We start from the raw sequence: 17,628 nt of genomic DNA on the forward strand, positions 1-17,628 counted from the left end.
TCGCCTCCTTCCGGCTCTACTGGTCGATCGTGTAATAAACCTCGGCGGCCTCATCAACGAAGCCAAGGTGTTCGTAGATATTATGCGCGCCGTCAGGACTCGACATATCGACATCCAGGCCGATCCGGCTCACTCCCGAGGCCGACGCTGCCGCGACCGTGTGCCCAACGAGAGCTGTCGCCACGGAACGGCCACGGTGAGCCTCAGCAACGCCCAGCAGGTAGATGTACGCCTCCGGCCGACCCGTGGCCACCCAGCGCTGCGCGGGACGACCCGTGATCGCGTAGCCGACCACTTCACCCTCGGAGTCGACAGCGACGAAGGACCACCGCGGATCGAAGTGATTCATGGCGTCATCCCACCACAGAGCACGCAGCGGTGAACGGAACGCCTGCTGGAAAGCCTCCATGTGGATCGCACGGATCTGTTCCTGCGGAACCTGAGTCCACGGCAGGACGCGGTAGCCGTGGCGCGGCTGCGGGGCGACCTCACCACCGGCAAGGTCGCGGTACATGACCTGGTACGTGCGCTTGGCAAAGAAACCGGCAGCGATGTAGAGACGGCGACGGTCGGTCATGTGCGCGTCGACGAGGTTCGAGATGGACACCGGGACCTCGGACTCGGCGCCGAATGCCTCGACGAGCATCTGGCGAGCGCGTCCGTCCTGCCAGTACAGCAGGGCTCGGCCCACGCCTCGGCCACGCCAGTGCGGGTGAATGTAGGCGCTCACGATGGCGGTCGCAGCCTCGTGGATGCCGCGTAGCACGCGCACGGATGCCACCGCGCAAATGTTTCGCTTCGCATCGAGGCCGACGATCGTGTCGACCCAGTCGCGTCCGTTCTCGCCCTCCATCATGTCCGCGATATCGTCGACGGACGTGCGCCGGATGGCGTTATCGTCGTCTTCGATCAGGGAGATGAGTGCATACACGGCGGGCGCGTCGCGGCCGATCAGGGGCCGCCAGCGCAACCCGAGGTGATTGCCCGGGTACGGGACGGACCCGGGCGGCGTGAGGCGCTGCGCAAGTCCTGTCATGCGTAACATCCTACCGGCTGATAGGGCCTTTAGTCACACTGGGACCTGACATATGACCAACAGGCCTGAACGTTTGTGCAATGAATCAGCGCTTTCCGCTTCGCGTCACGCGTCAATACGCGTGCGATCCAGCCCCGCAGACTCCTCGACGATGAACTCCTTACGAGGGCCCACGGTCGACCCCATGAGCAGTTCAAACACGTCCTCAGCCTGACGCAGAGCCTCCTCGTCGGCCAAGGTGATACGACGCAGCGAGCGATGCGCCCGGTCCATCGTGGTCTCCGCCAGCTGGTCGGCGTCCATCTCACCCAGGCCCTTGTAGCGCTGGATGGGCTCCTTCCAAGTGCGCCCCGAGCGACGCAAGGAGGCGAGCTTGCGATGCAGCTCGTCCTCAGAGTACGTGTAGATGTACTCGCGCTTCTTGCGCCCCTTGCCCGCGACCTCGATGCGATGCAAGGGCGGGACGGCGGCGTAGATGCGGCCAGCCTCGACCATGGGACGCATGTAGCGGAAGAACAAGGTCAGCAGCAGGGTACGGATGTGCGCGCCGTCGACGTCGGCGTCGGTCATGAGAATGACTTTGCCGTATCGAGCCTGCGACAGGTCGAAGGTGCGACCCGAGCCCGCGCCGATCACCTGGATGATGTTGGCGCACTCGGCGTTGGCCAGCATGTCCGCGGTCGAGGCCTTCTGCACGTTGAGGATCTTGCCTCGAATCGGGAAGAGGGCCTGGTACTGAGAATTACGCGCAGCCTTGGCCGTGCCCAGGGCGGAGTCGCCCTCGACGATGAAGAGCTCGGTCTCCTCGACGTCCTCGAGTCGGCAGTCCGCGAGCTTAGCGGGCAGGGACGAGGTCTCGAGCGCGTTCTTCTTGCGCGAGATCTCCTTGTGGATGCGCGCGGAGACGCGGGCCTTCATCTCGCCAACGACCTTCTCCATGAGGAGGGAGGTCTGCTGCTTGTCATCGCGCTTGGAGGACGCAAACTTGGCCTTCAGCCAGTCCGAGACCACGCGGTTGACGACGGTGCGAATCTGGGGCGTGCCCAGCGTTTCCTTCGTCTGGCCCTCGAACTGAGGCTCGGGGAAACGCACGGTGATGACGGCGGTCATGCCGGCCTGGACGTCATCCTTCTCGGGGCGCCCGTCCTTCGCGCCGACCTTCAGCTTGCGCGCATTCTTGTCGATCGCGGCGCGCAGCGTCTTGAGGACAGCCTGCTCGAAGCCGGTGACGTGGGTGCCGCCCTTGGGGGTGGCGATGATGTTAACGAAAGACTGGACGGTCGTGTCGTAGCCGATGCCCCAGCGCAGCGCGATGTCGACCTCGCAGGTGCGCTCGACCTCGGTGGCGCGCAGGTGCCCGGTCTCGGAGTCCAGGGCCTGCACGGTCTCGTTGTAGGTGCCCTCGCCCGTGATATGCCACGTGTCGGTGACGGGGCCGTCGGAGGCCAGCCAGTTCGCGAAGTCGACGACGCCGCCGTCGAAGCGGAAGCTCTCGTGGAGTTCCTCTTCGCCGCGCTCGTCGTAGCAGTTGATGGTCAGGCCGGGCACGAGGAACGCGGTCTGGCGGGCGCGCGCCAGCAGGTTTTCCCAGGAGAAGCCCTCGGTCGACGGGAAGATCTGGAAGTCCGCCCAGAAGCGCACGCGCGTGCCGGTCTGGGATTTCTTCACCTTGCCGACCGTCTTGAGGGTCGAGCCGTCCACGAAGGGCGTGAAGGGCGAGTTGGGGGTGCGCTGCTTCGAGTCGTCGAATTCGCCGGGCTCGCCGCGGCGGAAGCACATCTCGTGGGTCTTGCCGCCGCGGTCGACCTGCACGTCGAGGCGGGCCGACAGGGCGTTCACGACGGAGGCTCCGACGCCGTGGAGGCCGCCCGAGGCCGCGTAGGAGCCGCCGCCGAACTTACCGCCGGCGTGGAGCTTGGTGTAGACGACCTCGACGCCCGTCAGGCCCTGTCCGGGCACGATGTCGACGGGGATGCCTCGGCCGTTGTCGGCGACGGAGGCGGAGTGGTCGGGGTGCAGGCGCACGTCGATCGTGTCGCAGTGGCCTTCCAGGGCCTCGTCGACCGCGTTGTCGATGATCTCCCAGAGGCAGTGCATGAGGCCCCGGTGGTCGGTCGAGCCGATGTACATGCCGGGGCGCTTGCGCACGGCCTCGAGCCCCTCGAGGACCGAGAGGTGCCGTGCGTTGTAGTCGGATGCGTCGGTAGGAGTCACGATGTGCATCATATGTGGGTCAACGCTCGTTTGTGGCCAACGGTGCGCGTGGCGCGGGTTCTGGGATGCTTTCCACGATTGACGAGGCCGGGGCCGGATCGCGCTGGTGGGCACGCTTTCGGGGCGGATCGGGTCTGTGGTTGGAGGGTTTTCCACTCCCCCGTTCCACTGTGCCAGCGGTCGGGCGGTCGATTGCGCCCCGGGTGAACAGGGGTGCGCGGCGCGGGGTGATGGTGTGTGATGGAAGCATGAACGCACAGACTCTTGAACGCCCCGTACTGGACGAGCCGCAGCTGAATGCGGCGAATCGTTGCGACGCCTGCGGCGCTCGCGCCTGGGTTCGTGCGACGATGCCTTCGGGTGGCCAGCTGTACTTCTGCGGCCACCACGCAAATGAACACCTGCCCTCGCTGGTGGGCGGCGGCGCGCAGATCCTGGACGAGCGTCATTTCATGAACGACTGAGAGCGAGCCTCCCGCAGCGGCGGGACGCACGGCTGTGAGGCGCGGGCGGGGACCGACGGGGTCCCCGCCCGCGTTTTCATACTCGAACCGCCGTTGCTCCACCCGGCGGGTCAACGTGCGCATGAGTGAGCCTGCGCTCCGCCGAATACGCCCACTCTCTTGGATAGGAAACGCAGTTCTGGATAGGAAACGCAGTTCTGGATAGGAAACGCAGATCTGGATAGCTTATTAACCTATCCAGATGCTCATAACCTATCCAGAAGGCCGCATCCTATCCAGATCAACAATCAGCAATCCCGGCAACAATCTCACTCCACGACGAACGACACTACGTAGCCTCGACAAAGCCGGTTGAACGAACGACCAACAACGTGCAGACAAGCCCACCCCTACATGCGCATCGGCGATCAGCTTGAGCTGGTCGCGAAGCTCAAGGGCCAGAAGGACAAGGCCGCGCGTCAGGCCGAGGTTCGTGCCCTCATGGTGACGCATGATCGCTCGATCCTCCCCTACGTGGGCACTATCTACGAGCTCACGCACGGCACGCTAACGAAGATCGAAGCCTGAGAGCGTCGGGCGCACCGGGAGAACCTTCCACGCTCCGTCGCATTCGCCCGCTTCGAAGCGCTGCGCATCTGCTTCAAGATCGGCGTCGGTAACAGTGATTCCTCCAGCAAGGCGGTAGGTTTCTTCTGGTTTCGTGCTCATTGCCTCTCCTCTCAGGTCCAAATATTTCTGTCATCATTTTCTGTGAAGGCGCGGCCATTGCGACCAGATGCAACGGCTCCATCCGCGCGAGAACGCTGCCCCCTAGTCCGCCAGACGCTGGGACACCACCGTCGTGACGCCGTCGCGCATGGTGACGCCGTAGAGGGCGTCCGCGATCTCCATCGTGCGCTTCTGGTGGGTGATGACGATCAGCTGCGAGGTCTCCTGCAGCTCCTTGAAGATGGCGAGCAGGCGCGTCAGGTTCATGTCGTCCAGGGCGGCCTCAACCTCGTCCATGACGTAGAACGGGGACGGACGCGCCTTGAAGATCGCGACCAGGAACGCGATCGCGGCCAGGGAACGCTCGCCGCCCGAGAGCAGGGACAGGCGCTTGACCTTCTTGCCCGCGGGCCGGGCCTCGATCTCGATGCCCGTCGAAAGCATGTCATCCGGGTCGGTGAGCACCAGGTCGCCCTGGCCGCCCGGGAACAGCACGCCGAACACGTGCTCGAACTGCTCGCGCGTCTCGGCGAAGGCCGACGCGAAGGCCTCCTCCACCAGGCGATCCACGTCCTGCACAATGCGCAGCAGGTCCGCTTTCGATGCCTTGAGGTCTTGGACCTGGTCCACGAGGAACTTGTGCCGCGAGGCCAGCGCCTCGTGCTCCTCGAGCGCCAGCGGGTTCACGCGCCCCAGCTTCTCCAAGTCCTTCAGCGCCTTGGCGAGCGCGCGTTCCTGCTCAGCGCGCACATACGCGCTCGGCTCGACAGCCGCGGCCTTCTCGACCTGATCGGGGTCGAGCGGCAGCATCGGCACCAGCATCTGCGGCCCGAACTCGGCGAGCAGCTGCTCGGGCTCGAGGGACAGCTCCTCCAGGGCGCGCCGCTGCAGATCCTCGACGCGCAGGCGAGTCTGCTCGGCCGCAATCTGCCCCTGGTGAGCCGAGGCCGTGGCCTCCGACAGCTCCGCGCTCAGCCGGTCCAGGGCGCGGCGGGCGTCCGAGACCTCCTGGGAGACCTGGGAGCGCCGCTCGCTCAGGCGGTCGCGCTCGGCGGCGGCCTGGGACAGGGCTCGCTCGGCGGCCTCGAGGGCGACGCGGGCGGCTGCCTCCACGTCCGAGGCCGTTGCCAGCTCCGTCTTTCGCGCGGCCTCGCGCCGGGCGTAGCGGGCGCGTTCCTCGCGCTCGGCTGCGGCGGCCTGGCGCAGGGAGCGGGCGCGGGAGGCGGCGCGCCGCGATTGTTCTTCGAGGGCACGCAGGCTCAGGCGAGCCTCGTTTTCGGCCTCGCGGGCCTCGCGCGCGGCGCGGGAGGCAGCATCCGCGCGGGCCTGCGCGTCTTCGAGTGATTCGGGCGGGCCGACGGTGTCGGCGCCGTCAAGGCGTGCGCGGGCGGCCACATCCTGCTCACGGGCCCACGTGACCTGCTCGTCGGCGCGGCGAGCCACATCGTGGGCGCGCTCGGCCTCGGCTCGGGCTGCCTGCGCGGCCGACTGGGCGCGGGCCAGCTCCTGGGCTTCCTTGGCGCGCTGTGCGTCTTCCTCGCGCAGCGCCTTCAGGGCGTCGTTTGCCTCGCGGATGCAGCGGTCCAGGTGTGCGTTTGCCTCGCTGAGCTGCTCGGAGACCTCGGCCATGCGGGCCTGCGCGGCCTCGGCCTGCGCGCACGCCTCCTCGTAGTCAGCGCGCACGGACAGTACGGAGGACGCCTGGCGGCCCCCCTCCACCGACCAGGAGCGCAGCACGTCGCCGCCCGACGTGACGACGGCGCGCACGCCGAGCACATCGAGCACAGCCGCGGCGGTCTCAAGCGAGCAGGCGACAACCCCATCCAACAGAGAGGCCAGCGGCGCGGCGGCCCCCTCGCAGGCGACGACGTCGGCGAGCCACGTCGCGCCCTCGGGCAGCTCGGCGCGGGCGCCACCGCCGGTCCTATCCGCAGGATCGTCGGAAGAACCTGAAGAATCAGATGCCACGACCAACCGCAGCGAGCGCCCGGCCGCGCGGGCAGCGTCCAGCTCGCCCAGGCCTCGGGCCAAGGAGTCGACGACGACGGCGTCAGCGAAGGGAGCCAGCGCGGCGGCGACGGCGTCTTCGAAACCGGGTGTGACGTGTAGGAGGGGCGCGACCTGGCCGAGCACACCGGGGCGTCCCAGCAGCTCGGCGGTGCCGTCCTCGGGGGCGAGCAGCTGCTCAAGGGCGTCGCGGCGGGCCTCCCAGCGCGCGCGGTCAGCGCGGGCCTCGCGTTCGACGCCGAGCAGCTCGTCCACGCGGGCGCGCGCGGCGTCGCGGCGGGCAGAGGCCTCGGCGTGTGCGCGGGCCGCTCCCCCGTCGTCTTCTTCCTCGGATGAGGCTCCCTCAGCGCCAGAAGCGTCCACGTCAACGGTTCCAACAGACGACGCAGGCACGGCCCTCTCGGCGGCCTCGGCGCGCTCCTGAGCCGCGCGGTATGCGCCCCACGCGCGGTCGGCCTCGGCGATCGCTGCCTCCAGGCGAGACGCGGCGGTGGACGCGTCTCCGGTCAGGCGCGCGACTTTCTCGCGGTGATCGGCAATGACGCGGTTGACGCGGGCGAGCTCGCGGGACGCGGAATCGTCGGCGTCCTCGGCGGCCTCGCGCGCGCGAGTCGCGGACGTCAGGGCACTGCGCGCCTCTTCGACGTGAGCGACCAGCGCAGCGTCCTCGGCACCGGCGACGCGGGCGCGCTCGTCGAGGACGTCGGGATCCTCGCCGCCCGGGGGCAGCTCGGGGGTCGCACGCAGGGAAACCTTCTGGGTCGCGGCCATCAGCGTGCCACGCAGGCGCTCGGTGATCGTGGTCAGGGACTGCCAGTCGGAGGACGCCTGGTCGAGCGCAGGCGAGGACGCGCGCTCCGCATCCTCCAGACGCGAAAGCTCAGCGCGCGCGGCGGCTATCTGCTCCTCGAGCGAAGCCCGGCGCTCGGCCGCAGACTCATCCGATGCCTCGAGCACCGATAGCTTGGAAAGCGCAGAGGACAGGTCATCGGCGAGCAGGCGGGCCTTCGCGTCGCGCACGCGCGCCTGAATGAGGGAGGCGCGCCGGGCCACCCGCGCCTGGCGGGCCAGGGGCCCCAGCTGGCGGTGAATCTCGTTCGTCAGGTCCAGGACGCGCACGAGGTTCGCGTCCATGTCGGCCAGCTTCTTGAGCGCGCGCTCCTTGCGGCGCCGATGCTTCAAGACGCCCGCGGCCTCCTCGATGAAGCCGCGACGCTCCTCCGGCGTGGAAGACAGGATCGCGTCGAGCTGTCCCTGGCCGACGATGACGTGCATCTGACGGCCCATGCCCGTGTCAGACAGGAGCTCTTGGACATCCAGCAAGCGCGCCGGAGTTCCGTTAATGGAGTACTCGGAGCCGCCCCCACGGAACAGGGTGCGACTGATCGTCACCTCGGAATACTCGATGTCGAGTAGCCCGTCGGTGTTGTCGATCGTGAGGTCCACCTGGGCGCGCCCCAACGCCGCGCGCCCAGATGTCCCCGCGAAAATCACGTCCGCCATTTGCCCGCCGCGCAGAGCGCGAGCACCCTGCTCGCCCATGACCCAGGCGAGCGCGTCGACGACGTTCGATTTACCCGACCCGTTGGGGCCGACGACGCACGTGATGCCCGGCTGAAGGGCAAGCGTGGTCGCACTGGCGAAGGACTTAAAGCCCCGCAGCGTCAGGTTTTTGAGGTACACCCTTGCAGGTTAGCCGTGACTCAGTAAATCTCCGGGAACCACAGGGAGATTTCGCGCGTTGCGTTCTCCACAGAGTCCGAACCGTGAATCAGGTTCTCCATGTGGGGGCTGTTCCATGCACGACCAAGGTCGCCACGGATCGTGCCCGCGGGTGCCGTCGTCGGGTCGGTCGAGCCCATGAGGACGCGCATGCCCTCGACGACGCGCTGGCCTTCGACAATGATCGCGACGACCGGGCCGGAGCTCATGAACTCCAGGAGGCCCTCGAAGAAGGGCTTGTCCTTGTGGTCGGCGTAGTGCTCAGCAAGCAGTTCGCGGGAGGCGACCATGAGCTTGAGGCCCTTGATCGTGTAGCCCTTGGCCTCGATGCGGCGCAGGATCTCACCGGTCAGGCCGCGGGCGTAGCCGTCGGGCTTGACGACGATGAGGGTGTGCTCGAGGGTGGGGTCGAGAAGGTGCTGGGGCTCCAGCAGAACACTCTTAGCGCTCACATTGTCTCCTTTGATTCTGGCGGTTGCGGTGTTGCGCTTTCAAGCATATCTGTCAGCGCTGCCACCGCGGCTGTGGCGTCGGCCCCATTGGCTTCGATGTGGACGCTCTGACCTTGGGTGATGCCCAGAGCCATGAGCTCGAGGACCGACCCGCCATCCGCCCCGTTCACGGTGACCTCGGCGTCGAATGTGCCCGCCAGGCGCACGAATGCGGCAGCCGGGCGCGCGTGCAGGCCGACGGGGTCCGCGACGACCGCGTCCCCTTGCGCCCACATCGACGAGGCCGTGGCCCCTCCCGCTCCCCCGCTGGGCTGCGCGGGAGCGGGGCTGGGTGCCTCCTGGGCGGGTACGTTGTCCACGCGGGGGGCCAGGGCGGCTGCAACGTCGGCGACCTGGTCGAGATCTTCGCCGAGCTGGGCGCGCACGGAGGATGCGACGGCCCCCTCGACGAGGCAGGTGTCGACGAAGCGAATACGTTCGGGCTCGTCGCTCATGTCGATGACGGATTCGATGGTCATCGTGGCTGACCCCAGGTCGGTCAGGACGATGACGCCGCTGCCCTCCCCGTCCACGGCCGCAAGGGCTGCCTCGAGGGCTGCCTCCACGCGGTCGTAAGACGTGCCGATGCGGCCGTCGTCGGTGCCTCCGGCAGCCTCGAAGTGAACGTCGGGGGCCATCTGGGCGGCGAGCTCGCACACGCCGGAGGCCAGGGAGGCAGAGTGAGAAACGATCACATAAGAGACGCGCACGCTCATGCTGCGCCAACCTCACCCGCCGCGCGCGCGGCGGCTCGCAGGATGAGGGAGGTGGAGACGGCGCCCGGGTCGAGGTGCCCGATGGAGCGTTCTCCCAGGTAGGAGGCGCGTCCCTTCGTGGCCCGCATCGGCTCGGTGGCGGCTGCTCCGGCCTCGGCGGCAGTGGCGGCGGCCTCGAAGACGGCGGTCGCGTCGCTACCGGACTCAGCGGCTGCGCGGGCTGCCTCGAGCGCGGGTGTCCACGCGTCCACCATGGTCTTTTCGCCCGTGGTGGCCTTGCCGCGCGCCTGAATCCCTTCGAGCGCGTCCGCGATCACCGCGGCAGCGCCGGCGCCGTCCAGCTCGCCGTCACCGGCGGCCTTCGATGCGCGCAGGAACGCGGTCCCGTACAGGGGTCCGGCGGCGCCGCCGACCGTGGACATGAGCGTCTTGGCGACGGTCTTGAGTACCTCGGCGACGCTGCCCGGCTGGGCCTGGCCCAGGGCCTCGAGCGCGGCCTTGAATCCGCGATCCATGTTCTCGCCGTGGTCGCCGTCCCCGATCGCTCGGTCCAGGTCCACCAGATAGTCGCGCTGCTCGGCGATATCTGCCGCCGCCAGCTCGATCCACCGCTGTGCCCACGCTGCATCTAGGCTCATTGTGATTCTCCTTGTCCTGCCTCGTTGCTTACTTCCAGGCGACCGTGTTCACGGGTGCGTCGAAGAGCTCGAGGAGCTCGTCGTCGGCGCGCATGAGGGTTACGGAGACGCCGGGCATCTCCAGGCTGGTGACGTAGTTGCCGACCATCTGGCGGGCGATCTCGATGCCGTCCTTCTTCAGGAGGGCGGCGAGTGCACGGAAGCAGATGTAGAGCTCGGAGATGGGGGTGCCACCCATGCCGTTGACCAGGGCGACGACGCGCTCACCTTCGCTCAGGCCGAGATCTTCGCGCACCCGCTCGTAGAGCTCGGCGATGAGAGCGTCGGCGCTTTCCATCGCACCGCGGCGGTATCCGGGCTCACCGTGGATACCGATGCCCAGCTCAATCTCATCCTCGCCCAGCTCGAAGGAGGGCTTACCAGCATGGGGCACCGTGCAGGGCCCCAGGGCCAGGCCCATAGAGCGAGTCTGATCGTTGACCTTGGTTGCGATCCGCGTGACTTCCTCGAGGGAGTCACCGCGCTCTGCCGCGGCGCCCGCGATCTTCTCCACGAAGATGGTGCCGGCGACGCCACGGCGACCCGCCGTGTAGAGGGAATCCTCGACGGCCACATCATCGTTGACAACGACCGTGGAAACCTTGATGTCCTCCATGTCGGCCAGCTCGGCGGCGGTCTCAAAGTTGAGGACGTCGCCCGTGTAGTTCTTGACGATGTGCAGGACGCCCGCGCCGTGATCGGCGGCCTTCGTGGCCTCCAGAATCGGGTCAGGGGTGGGCGAGGTGAAAACCGCGCCGGGTACGGCCGCGTCCAGCATGCCTTCACCGACGAAACCCGCGTGCAGGGGTTCGTGTCCGGATCCACCACCGGAGACGAGGCCGACCTTGCCCTCGGCCTTGGGGGCGCGCCGGGTCACGAAATCCGGCGAGTAGTGGACGTCGACGAGGTCAGGGTGGGCGAGGGCGAAACCTTCGAGGGTTTCGCGAACGACGGCGTGAACATCATTGACGAGCTTCTTCATGATGCCTCCTTGCGACATTGCTCATCTGTACTTGTACGCATGATCAATCGTGCCACCATCGAGCACGATTTCCCAACCGTGGCGGCCGCCACGATGCGGCCGCCCTGGTTGGATGACATCCTAGCGCGGAGAGTGGCCAGCGAGTGCCAGCATTTCGCCCGCCAGCATGACCGAGCCAAACACGAGAACTCCGCTGCGATCTGCGGGCTCGGCCCCGGCCTCGGCAATCTCCGCTGCACGATCGACCGCGTCGGCGAGCGACTCGCGCACATCTACCCGGTCGGGACCGAAGACCTCCCCTGCGATCTCAGCCAAGCGCGCAACATCCGCGGCACGCTCTCCCGGCATCTGGGTCACGACAAGGTGATCGATGAACGGTTCGACCTCGGACAAGACACCCTCGACGTCCTTGTCCCCCATCGCCGCATACACGCCCGCGATCCGCGCGAAGGCGAAGGAGGATTCCACGGCTTCGCGCAGGGTGGCCGCACCCGCGGGGTTGTGCGCGGCGTCCACGATGATCGTGGGCGAATGACGCACGACCTGCATGCGACCCGGGCTGGAGGCATTCATGAGGCCCTGCTCGACGATGCGACCGTCCAGACCGCGCCCGCCCATGAAGGCCTCGACGGCCACGAGCGCCGCTGCGGCGTTATGCGCCTGATACTGGCCGAACAGCGGGACGAACACGTCCTCGTAGACCGCGGAGGGCGTGCGGATGGTAACCATCTGACCGCCGACCCCCATCTGACGATCCATGACCTCGAAGTCACGGCCCTCGACGCGCGCGATCGCGTCGACAGCGCGCGCCTGCTCGAGGAGGATGTCGAGGACTTCCTCCTCCTGAGCCATGATGACGACGACCTGGCCGGGCTTAATGATGCCTGCCTTTTCGTGGGCGATCTCCTCGATCGTGGAGCCGAGCCACTTCGTGTGATCCAGGGCGATCGGCGTGATGACGGAGACGCCTGCGTCGATGACGTTCGTGGCGTCCCAGCGCCCGCCCATGCCGACCTCGACGACGGCCGCATCGACCGGGTAGTCCGCGAAGGCCGCGTACGCCATGATCGTGAAGACCTCGAAGAAGGACAGGCGGGGGCCGCCCTCTTCCTGGCTACGCTCGTCGACCATGCCAACGTACGGGGCAATATCCTCCCAGGCACGCACGAAGCCCTCACGCGTGATCGGGTGGCCTTCCAGCGAGATGCGTTCGCGCACGTCGAGCAGGTGCGGGCTCGTGAATCGGCCCGTCTTCATACCGAAAGCGCTCAGCAGAGAGTCGATCATGCGCGACGTAGAGGTCTTACCGTTCGTGCCCGTGATGTGGATCGACGGGTAGGAGTTCTGCGGGTCGCCCAGGATATCGAGAGCGAGCTTGACGCGGTCGAGCGTGGGGTCGATGTCGTGCTCGGGCGCGCGCGCGACGATGGACTGGTAGATCTCCTGCACGCGAGTGTCAAGGGCGACCTCGTCCTCGGCCTTCGCCAGCGCGGCCTCGTGGGAGGCGCGCTCGTCGCATGCCTCTGCCGCATCATCGGCGAAGTCCTCATCCACCTCGCCCTCGATCTCGGCGAGGACCGAGGGGTCGGGGCCCAGCAGCAGTGAGTTCTCGACGAGGGCGCGCAGTGCGGCCTCGCGTTCGCTCTCCTCAGCCTGAGGGTCGACGCTCTCCCCCGCCTCCGTGTCTTCGACTTCGTCGGCCGCTTCCAGGTACGGGATCAGGTCGGCCGGGATGCCGCCCTGCTCGTCGTGGGTGGGGTCTTGTCCGAAGAACGATTCGCCTGCCATGTTTCCTCCGCTACTCACAGTGTCTTCGCTATTTTACCGGGCTGGGTCGCGCGGGCGGCTTGTTCCACCGGTCACGGCGCGTTGTCGTGCACAGTCCGCGCATCGTCATCGACGAGGCCGGGGCGGGTTTCTCCGCGAACCTTCGTATTCGCCGCAGGCCGATCGTCGGCACCAGGTTGGCGAAGACGCATAGGATTGCTTACATCAAGGTAATCCCCTCAAGGAGGCAGCACGTGGGTAAGTGGTTTGGTCAGGCTAGCGAAATCGAAGAGCTGCGAGCCGAAAACCGCCAGCTGAAGGAACAGGTCGCGAACCTCGAGGCGCGACTGCGTGCCGCCTACGCGGACGCCGGGGTCACGGCGCTCGCCAGATCCGCCTCCCCCGCCTTCGAGGCAGCAGCCCCCACCCCGGTTCCTGCTACCCCTTCCCCGGCCTCAGTCTCGCTCCCGGAGCTGAACGCGGTGGAGATCCAGATGATCGCCGAGGGCAGGATGATCTACGCCGTCAAGAACTACAAGGACCGCACCGGCGTCGACCTCAAGACGGCGAAGGCGGCAATCGACGCGGCCCGCAGAGCGTCGGCAAATAGGTGACCGTTTCCCCGGTGACGCTAGCTCATGCGGATAGGTTGTGCACTTGCGGATAGGTTATGCAGATACGGATAGGTTATTAACCTATCCACATGCTCGTAACCTATCCGCATCATCGTCACCACCACTTTCCGGAGGCACTGCAGCACTCCGAACGACAAAATGGCCACGAGGCTACCTCCACATTCTCAGACTGCTTCACGGGTATGAACAACACGCCGTCACAACAGTAATTACACATTAACTATTCAGGTTAGTGTGTCATCATCCACGCAATCCACGCAGGCGCGTGACCCCATCACGCATCAATTGCCACGGAGGCACCCATGAAACAAGCGATCATTGCTGGAGCGTGCATCATTGCACTCGCTACCCTCGGAGCATGCTCAAACACTACTGAAAGCTCGGCTTCGAACACGCCAAACCAGCCAGCTAGCTCGGCCGCACCTACTACCGAATCCCCGGCCACACCGGCGAACCTGACGGGCACCTGGAAAGGAAAGAACCCGAACGAAGACAGCTACCAGATCGCTAGAGTCACCGCTGACACCATCGAGATCTACTGGCACACGTCCGACAGTGACGCTCTGTACTGGGCGGGTAGCTTCATTGCCCCGACAGATTCGAAGACACCGTACACGTGGGATTCCGTCAACGATACAGAAAAAACCGGATCTGCAATTCTTGCATCCTCTGACGAGACCAAGACCTTCACCTACTCCGACGACACTATCTCCTACAGCGTGACAGCGCTGGGAGTCACCAAGAAGGTCATCTTGGAGCGTGCTGACATCGATGTTCCCTAACGAAAATTCCATCTGATCAACACACAAGGTTGGGGCCGGGAGGTTTTCCTCCCGGCCCCAACCTATACAGGCGGGCGGGCCGCGCTTTCACACAGCCCGCCCGCCTCAGTAACAGCACTCAGTGCTTGGCGACGCGAACGTGAAGCTTGTCGCCGGCCTCGACCTCAAGCGACAGAGCGAGGGTCTCGGCGGCGATCATGTCGCGCCAGGTCTCCACGTCGGCCACGTGATCGGCGGGAACGGTCAGCGACAGGTCGATACGATCCGCGATGTGCAGGCCAGCGTTCTTACGCTCGTCCTGAACGGCGCGGACGACGTCGCGGGCGTAGCCCTCGGCCTCGAGCTCGGGGGTTAGCTCCGTATCGAGCACGACGAAGGTGCCCGACGCCAGCACGTCCGCGACCTGGCCCTCGGCGGCGTCCACGGAGGTGGACACGGAGAACATGTCGCCCGTGAGCACCAGCGGCGCCCCGTCCAGCTCGACGGAGGCGAAACGGCACTCGCCGTCCACGACCTCCCACTGCCCGGACTTCTGCGCCTTGAACAGCTGGCTCGTCAGCTTACGGACGGCCGGATCGAAAGCGCGCGGGTTCAGGGCCAGCTCGGTGCGAACGCTCAGGCCCGAGTTTTCCGGAGCGGAGAACACCACGGACTTCACGTTCACCTCGGAAGCAATCAGCTCCGCGAAGGGCTCCAGGGCCGCAAAGTGCTCGGAGACGACCTGCAGGGACGCCAGCGGCTGGCGCACGCGCAGCTGATGCGTCTTGCGCAGCGCGTGGGCAGCCGACACGATGGAGCGAACCTCATCCATGGCGGCAACCAGCTCGGGGGCATCCACGGCCTCGTCGATGACGGGGAAATCAACGAGGTGCACGGATTCCCCACCCGTCAGGCCACGCCAGATTTCCTCGCTCAGCAGCGGCAGCAGGGGCGCCGCCAGCTCCATGAGCGTCACGAGAGCCGTGTACAGCGTGTCGAACGCCGCGCTGTCCTCGTCCCAGAAGCGCTGACGCTGGGTACGCACGTACCAGTTCGTCAGAACGTCGAGGTAGTCGCGCACCGCCTCGCACGCGCCGGCAACGTCGTAGGCGTCCAGCGCGCCGCGCACGTCCTCGGCCAGGGTACGGGTGTGGGCCAGCAGGTAGCGATCCATCTGCGCCAGCGCGGCCACGGCCTCGGGCGAGGACAGATCGATACGCTTGGCCTCGTAGCCCTCACCCTTGTTGCAGGCACCCGCGTACAGCGTGAAGAAGTAGTACGTGTTCCAGATCGGCAGCAGCACCTGGCGAACCGTATCGCGGATCGACTCTTCCTTGACGATCAAGTTGCCGCCGCGCACGACCGGGCTCGACATGAGGAACCAACGCATCGCGTCGGAGCCGTACTTGTTGAACACCTCGGCCACGTCCGGGTAGTTACGCAGCGACTTACTCATCTTCAGGCCGTCGTCACCCAGGACGATGCCGTGGGAGACGCAGGAGCGGAACGCGGGGCGATCGAAGAGCGCGGTCGCCAGGACGTGCAGCGTGTAGAACCAGCCGCGCGTCTGACCGATGTACTCGACGATGAAGTCGCCCGGGTAGTGATTCTCGAACCACTCCTGGTTCTCGAACGGGTAGTGCACCTGCGCGAAGGGCATCGAACCGGACTCGAACCAGCAGTCGAACACGTCGGAGATACGACGCATCGTCGACTTGCCCGTCGGGTCATCCGGATTTGGGCGCGTGAGCTGATCAATGAACGGACGGTGGAAATCCGTAACCTTCACGCCGAAGTCGGCCTCAAGCTCCGCGATGGAGCCGTAGACGTCCGTGCGCGGGTAGGCCGGATCATCCGACACCCACACGGGGATCGGCGCACCCCAGAAGCGGTTACGCGAGATCGACCAGTCGCGGGCACCCTCCAGCCACTTGCCGAAGATGCCGTCCTTGGTGTGAGCGGGGGTCCAGGTGATCTCCTGGTTGAGTTCCACCATGCGGTCGCGGATCTGGGTCACGCGGACGAACCACGAGGACACGGCCTTGTACATGAGGGGCTTGCGGCAGCGCCAGCAGTGCGGGTAGGAGTGCACGTAGGACTTCTCGCGCACCAGCACGGCGCGGATCTCGGGGGCGCGGCGCGCGATCGGGCCACCCTGCTCGCGCAGGTCGGCGACCACGTAGCGGTTCGCGTCGAAGATCTGCATGCCCTCGTAGTCACTCACCTCGGAGGTGAAGACGCCGCCCTCGTCGACGGGCAGAACGACGCCGATGCCGTACTCCATGCACGTCCACATGTCGTCCTCACCGAAGGCGGGGGCCTGGTGGACGAGGCCGGTGCCGTCCGTGGTCGTCACGTAGTCGGCGGCGATGATCGACCAGCCGTTGGGGCCGGGGGCGCCACCCTCTGCGCGGCGCTCGGGGGTGTCGAAGTAGTCGTAGATCGGGTAGTAGTGGATGCCCACCAGCTCCGAGCCCTTGTAGGTGGCCACGACGGCGGGTTCCTCGCCCAGCTCCTTGGCGTAGGCGGGGATTAGGTCGGTGGCGATAAGGACGCGCTCGCCCGCGAGGACGCCCTCGTGGTCGGCAGCCACCTCGACGAGGGAGTATTCGATCTCCGGGCCCACGGCGACGGCCGAGTTCGAGGGCAGGGTCCAGGGCGTGGTCGTCCAGATGAGGGCCAGCTCGGGGCGCGCCGAGTCCTCGCGCAGCTTCGTCTCGAGACGCAGGCCCACGGTCACCGTGTTGTCGGTGCGGTCCTGGTACACGTCATCGTCCATCTTGAGCTCATGGTTGCTCAGGGGCGTGCGGTCGTTCCAGCAGTAGGGCAGGACGCGGTGGCCCTGGTAGGCCAGGCCCTTGTCATAGAGCTGCTTGAACGCCCAGATCACGGACTCGGTGTAGGACATGTCGAGCGTCTTGTAGTCGTTCTCGAAGTCCACCCAGCGTGCCTGTCGGGTGACGTACTCTTCCCATTCCTTCGTGTAGCGCAGGACGGAGGAGCGGCAGGCAGCGTTGAACGCCTCGATGCCGACGCCACCCTCACGGGTGATCTCGGTGACGTCCTCGATGCCGAGCTGGCGCTGGGCCTCGAGCTCGGCGGGCAGGCCGTGCGTGTCCCAGCCGAAGCGGCGCTCGACGCGGTGGCCCTTCATGGTCTGGTAGCGGCCCACCACGTCCTTGACGTAGCCGGTCAGGAGGTGACCGTAGTGGGGCAGGCCGTTGGCGAAAGGCGGGCCATCGTAGAACACGAACTCGTTGGAGCCATTCTCGCCGGCGTCGCGCATCTCGATGGACTTGCGGAAGGTGTCGTTGCTGGCCCAGAACGCCAGGGTGCCCTCTTCCATCGTGGGGAAGGAAGGGCTGGGGTCCACCTCGTCTTGCCGGTGGCGGGGGTAGAAGCCGTGCTTCGTCATGAGTGTCCTCGTCTCGCGCCTATACAGGGACGA

Annotated in this window: 14 protein-coding genes; 4 read left to right on the forward strand and 10 right to left on the reverse strand. The window is 66.5% G+C overall.

Features of this window, described 5'->3' with window-relative positions:
* Positions 1-16: 16 nt before the first annotated feature.
* Together HMPREF1478_RS09285 and HMPREF1478_RS09290 are read right to left on the reverse strand one after the other, a co-directional pair.
* Positions 17-955: a GNAT family N-acetyltransferase gene (locus HMPREF1478_RS09285; RefSeq protein WP_083940096.1), complete on the reverse strand. Its 939-nt coding sequence runs from the start codon at positions 953-955 to the stop codon at positions 17-19.
* Between the two features lie 186 nt (positions 956-1,141).
* Complete coding sequence (locus HMPREF1478_RS09290) at positions 1,142-3,262, reverse strand: DNA gyrase/topoisomerase IV subunit B (RefSeq protein ID WP_016461814.1); 2,121 nt, start codon at positions 3,260-3,262, stop codon at positions 1,142-1,144.
* 236 nt (positions 3,263-3,498) lie between these two features.
* On the opposite strand from HMPREF1478_RS09290, the gene HMPREF1478_RS09295 reads away from it, so the two are divergent.
* Together HMPREF1478_RS09295 and HMPREF1478_RS10455 are read left to right on the forward strand one after the other, a co-directional pair.
* The gene (locus HMPREF1478_RS09295; protein WP_007590381.1) at positions 3,499-3,714 is read left to right on the forward strand and encodes a DUF7455 domain-containing protein; all 216 of its coding nucleotides are present in this window, start codon (positions 3,499-3,501) and stop codon (positions 3,712-3,714) included.
* Positions 3,715-4,107: 393 nt separating this feature from the next.
* Positions 4,108-4,281, forward strand: coding sequence for a hypothetical protein (locus HMPREF1478_RS10455; protein WP_016461816.1), 174 nt, complete (start codon positions 4,108-4,110; stop codon positions 4,279-4,281).
* Here the strand turns inward: HMPREF1478_RS10455 and HMPREF1478_RS10735 are convergent.
* The 7 genes from HMPREF1478_RS10735 to HMPREF1478_RS09325 all read right to left on the reverse strand — a co-directional run bounded on the left by HMPREF1478_RS10735 (position 4,261) and on the right by HMPREF1478_RS09325 (position 12,805).
* Complete coding sequence (locus HMPREF1478_RS10735) at positions 4,261-4,422, reverse strand: hypothetical protein (RefSeq protein WP_016461817.1); 162 nt, start codon at positions 4,420-4,422, stop codon at positions 4,261-4,263. The genes HMPREF1478_RS10455 and HMPREF1478_RS10735 overlap by 21 nt on opposite strands.
* A gap of 102 nt (positions 4,423-4,524) precedes the next feature.
* A complete protein-coding gene (smc, locus tag HMPREF1478_RS09300; RefSeq protein ID WP_016461818.1) occupies positions 4,525-8,112 on the reverse strand; it encodes a chromosome segregation protein SMC in 3,588 nt (1,195 codons plus the stop codon).
* A 20-nt stretch (positions 8,113-8,132) separates the two neighbouring features.
* Complete coding sequence (ndk, locus tag HMPREF1478_RS09305; protein WP_016461819.1) at positions 8,133-8,603, reverse strand: nucleoside-diphosphate kinase; 471 nt, start codon at positions 8,601-8,603, stop codon at positions 8,133-8,135.
* Positions 8,600-9,358, reverse strand: coding sequence for a dihydroxyacetone kinase phosphoryl donor subunit DhaM (gene dhaM / locus HMPREF1478_RS09310; RefSeq protein WP_016461820.1), 759 nt, complete (start codon positions 9,356-9,358; stop codon positions 8,600-8,602). Before dhaM ends, ndk begins: the two co-directional genes overlap by 4 nt.
* Positions 9,355-9,996, reverse strand: a complete 642-nt coding sequence (gene dhaL, locus HMPREF1478_RS09315; protein WP_016461821.1) for a dihydroxyacetone kinase subunit DhaL — start codon at positions 9,994-9,996, stop codon at positions 9,355-9,357. The genes dhaM and dhaL overlap by 4 nt, the downstream gene beginning before the upstream one ends.
* Positions 9,997-10,024: 28 nt before the next feature.
* Complete coding sequence (dhaK, locus tag HMPREF1478_RS09320) at positions 10,025-11,017, reverse strand: dihydroxyacetone kinase subunit DhaK (RefSeq protein ID WP_016461822.1); 993 nt, start codon at positions 11,015-11,017, stop codon at positions 10,025-10,027.
* Between the two features lie 120 nt (positions 11,018-11,137).
* On the reverse strand, positions 11,138-12,805 hold the full coding sequence (locus HMPREF1478_RS09325) for a bifunctional folylpolyglutamate synthase/dihydrofolate synthase (RefSeq protein ID WP_016461823.1): 1,668 nt from the start codon (positions 12,803-12,805) through the stop codon (positions 11,138-11,140).
* Positions 12,806-12,891: 86 nt separating this feature from the next.
* On the opposite strand from HMPREF1478_RS09325, the gene HMPREF1478_RS09330 reads away from it, so the two are divergent.
* Together HMPREF1478_RS09330 and HMPREF1478_RS09335 are read left to right on the forward strand one after the other, a co-directional pair.
* On the forward strand, positions 12,892-13,398 hold the full coding sequence (locus HMPREF1478_RS09330; protein ID WP_232207466.1) for a coiled-coil domain-containing protein: 507 nt from the start codon (positions 12,892-12,894) through the stop codon (positions 13,396-13,398).
* 323 nt (positions 13,399-13,721) lie between these two features.
* Positions 13,722-14,201 carry a hypothetical protein gene (locus tag HMPREF1478_RS09335; RefSeq protein WP_016461825.1) on the forward strand — a complete coding sequence of 160 codons (480 nt, stop codon included), beginning with the start codon at positions 13,722-13,724 and terminating at the stop codon, positions 14,199-14,201.
* Between the two features lie 118 nt (positions 14,202-14,319).
* On the opposite strand, the gene ileS is transcribed toward HMPREF1478_RS09335, so the two are convergent.
* The gene (gene ileS, locus HMPREF1478_RS09340) at positions 14,320-17,595 is read right to left on the reverse strand and encodes an isoleucine--tRNA ligase (RefSeq protein ID WP_016461826.1); all 3,276 of its coding nucleotides are present in this window, start codon (positions 17,593-17,595) and stop codon (positions 14,320-14,322) included.
* Between the last annotated feature and the right edge of the window lie 33 nt (positions 17,596-17,628).

The organism is Actinomyces sp. HPA0247, assembly GCA_000411415.1.
GTDB lineage: Bacteria > Actinomycetota > Actinomycetes > Actinomycetales > Actinomycetaceae > Pauljensenia.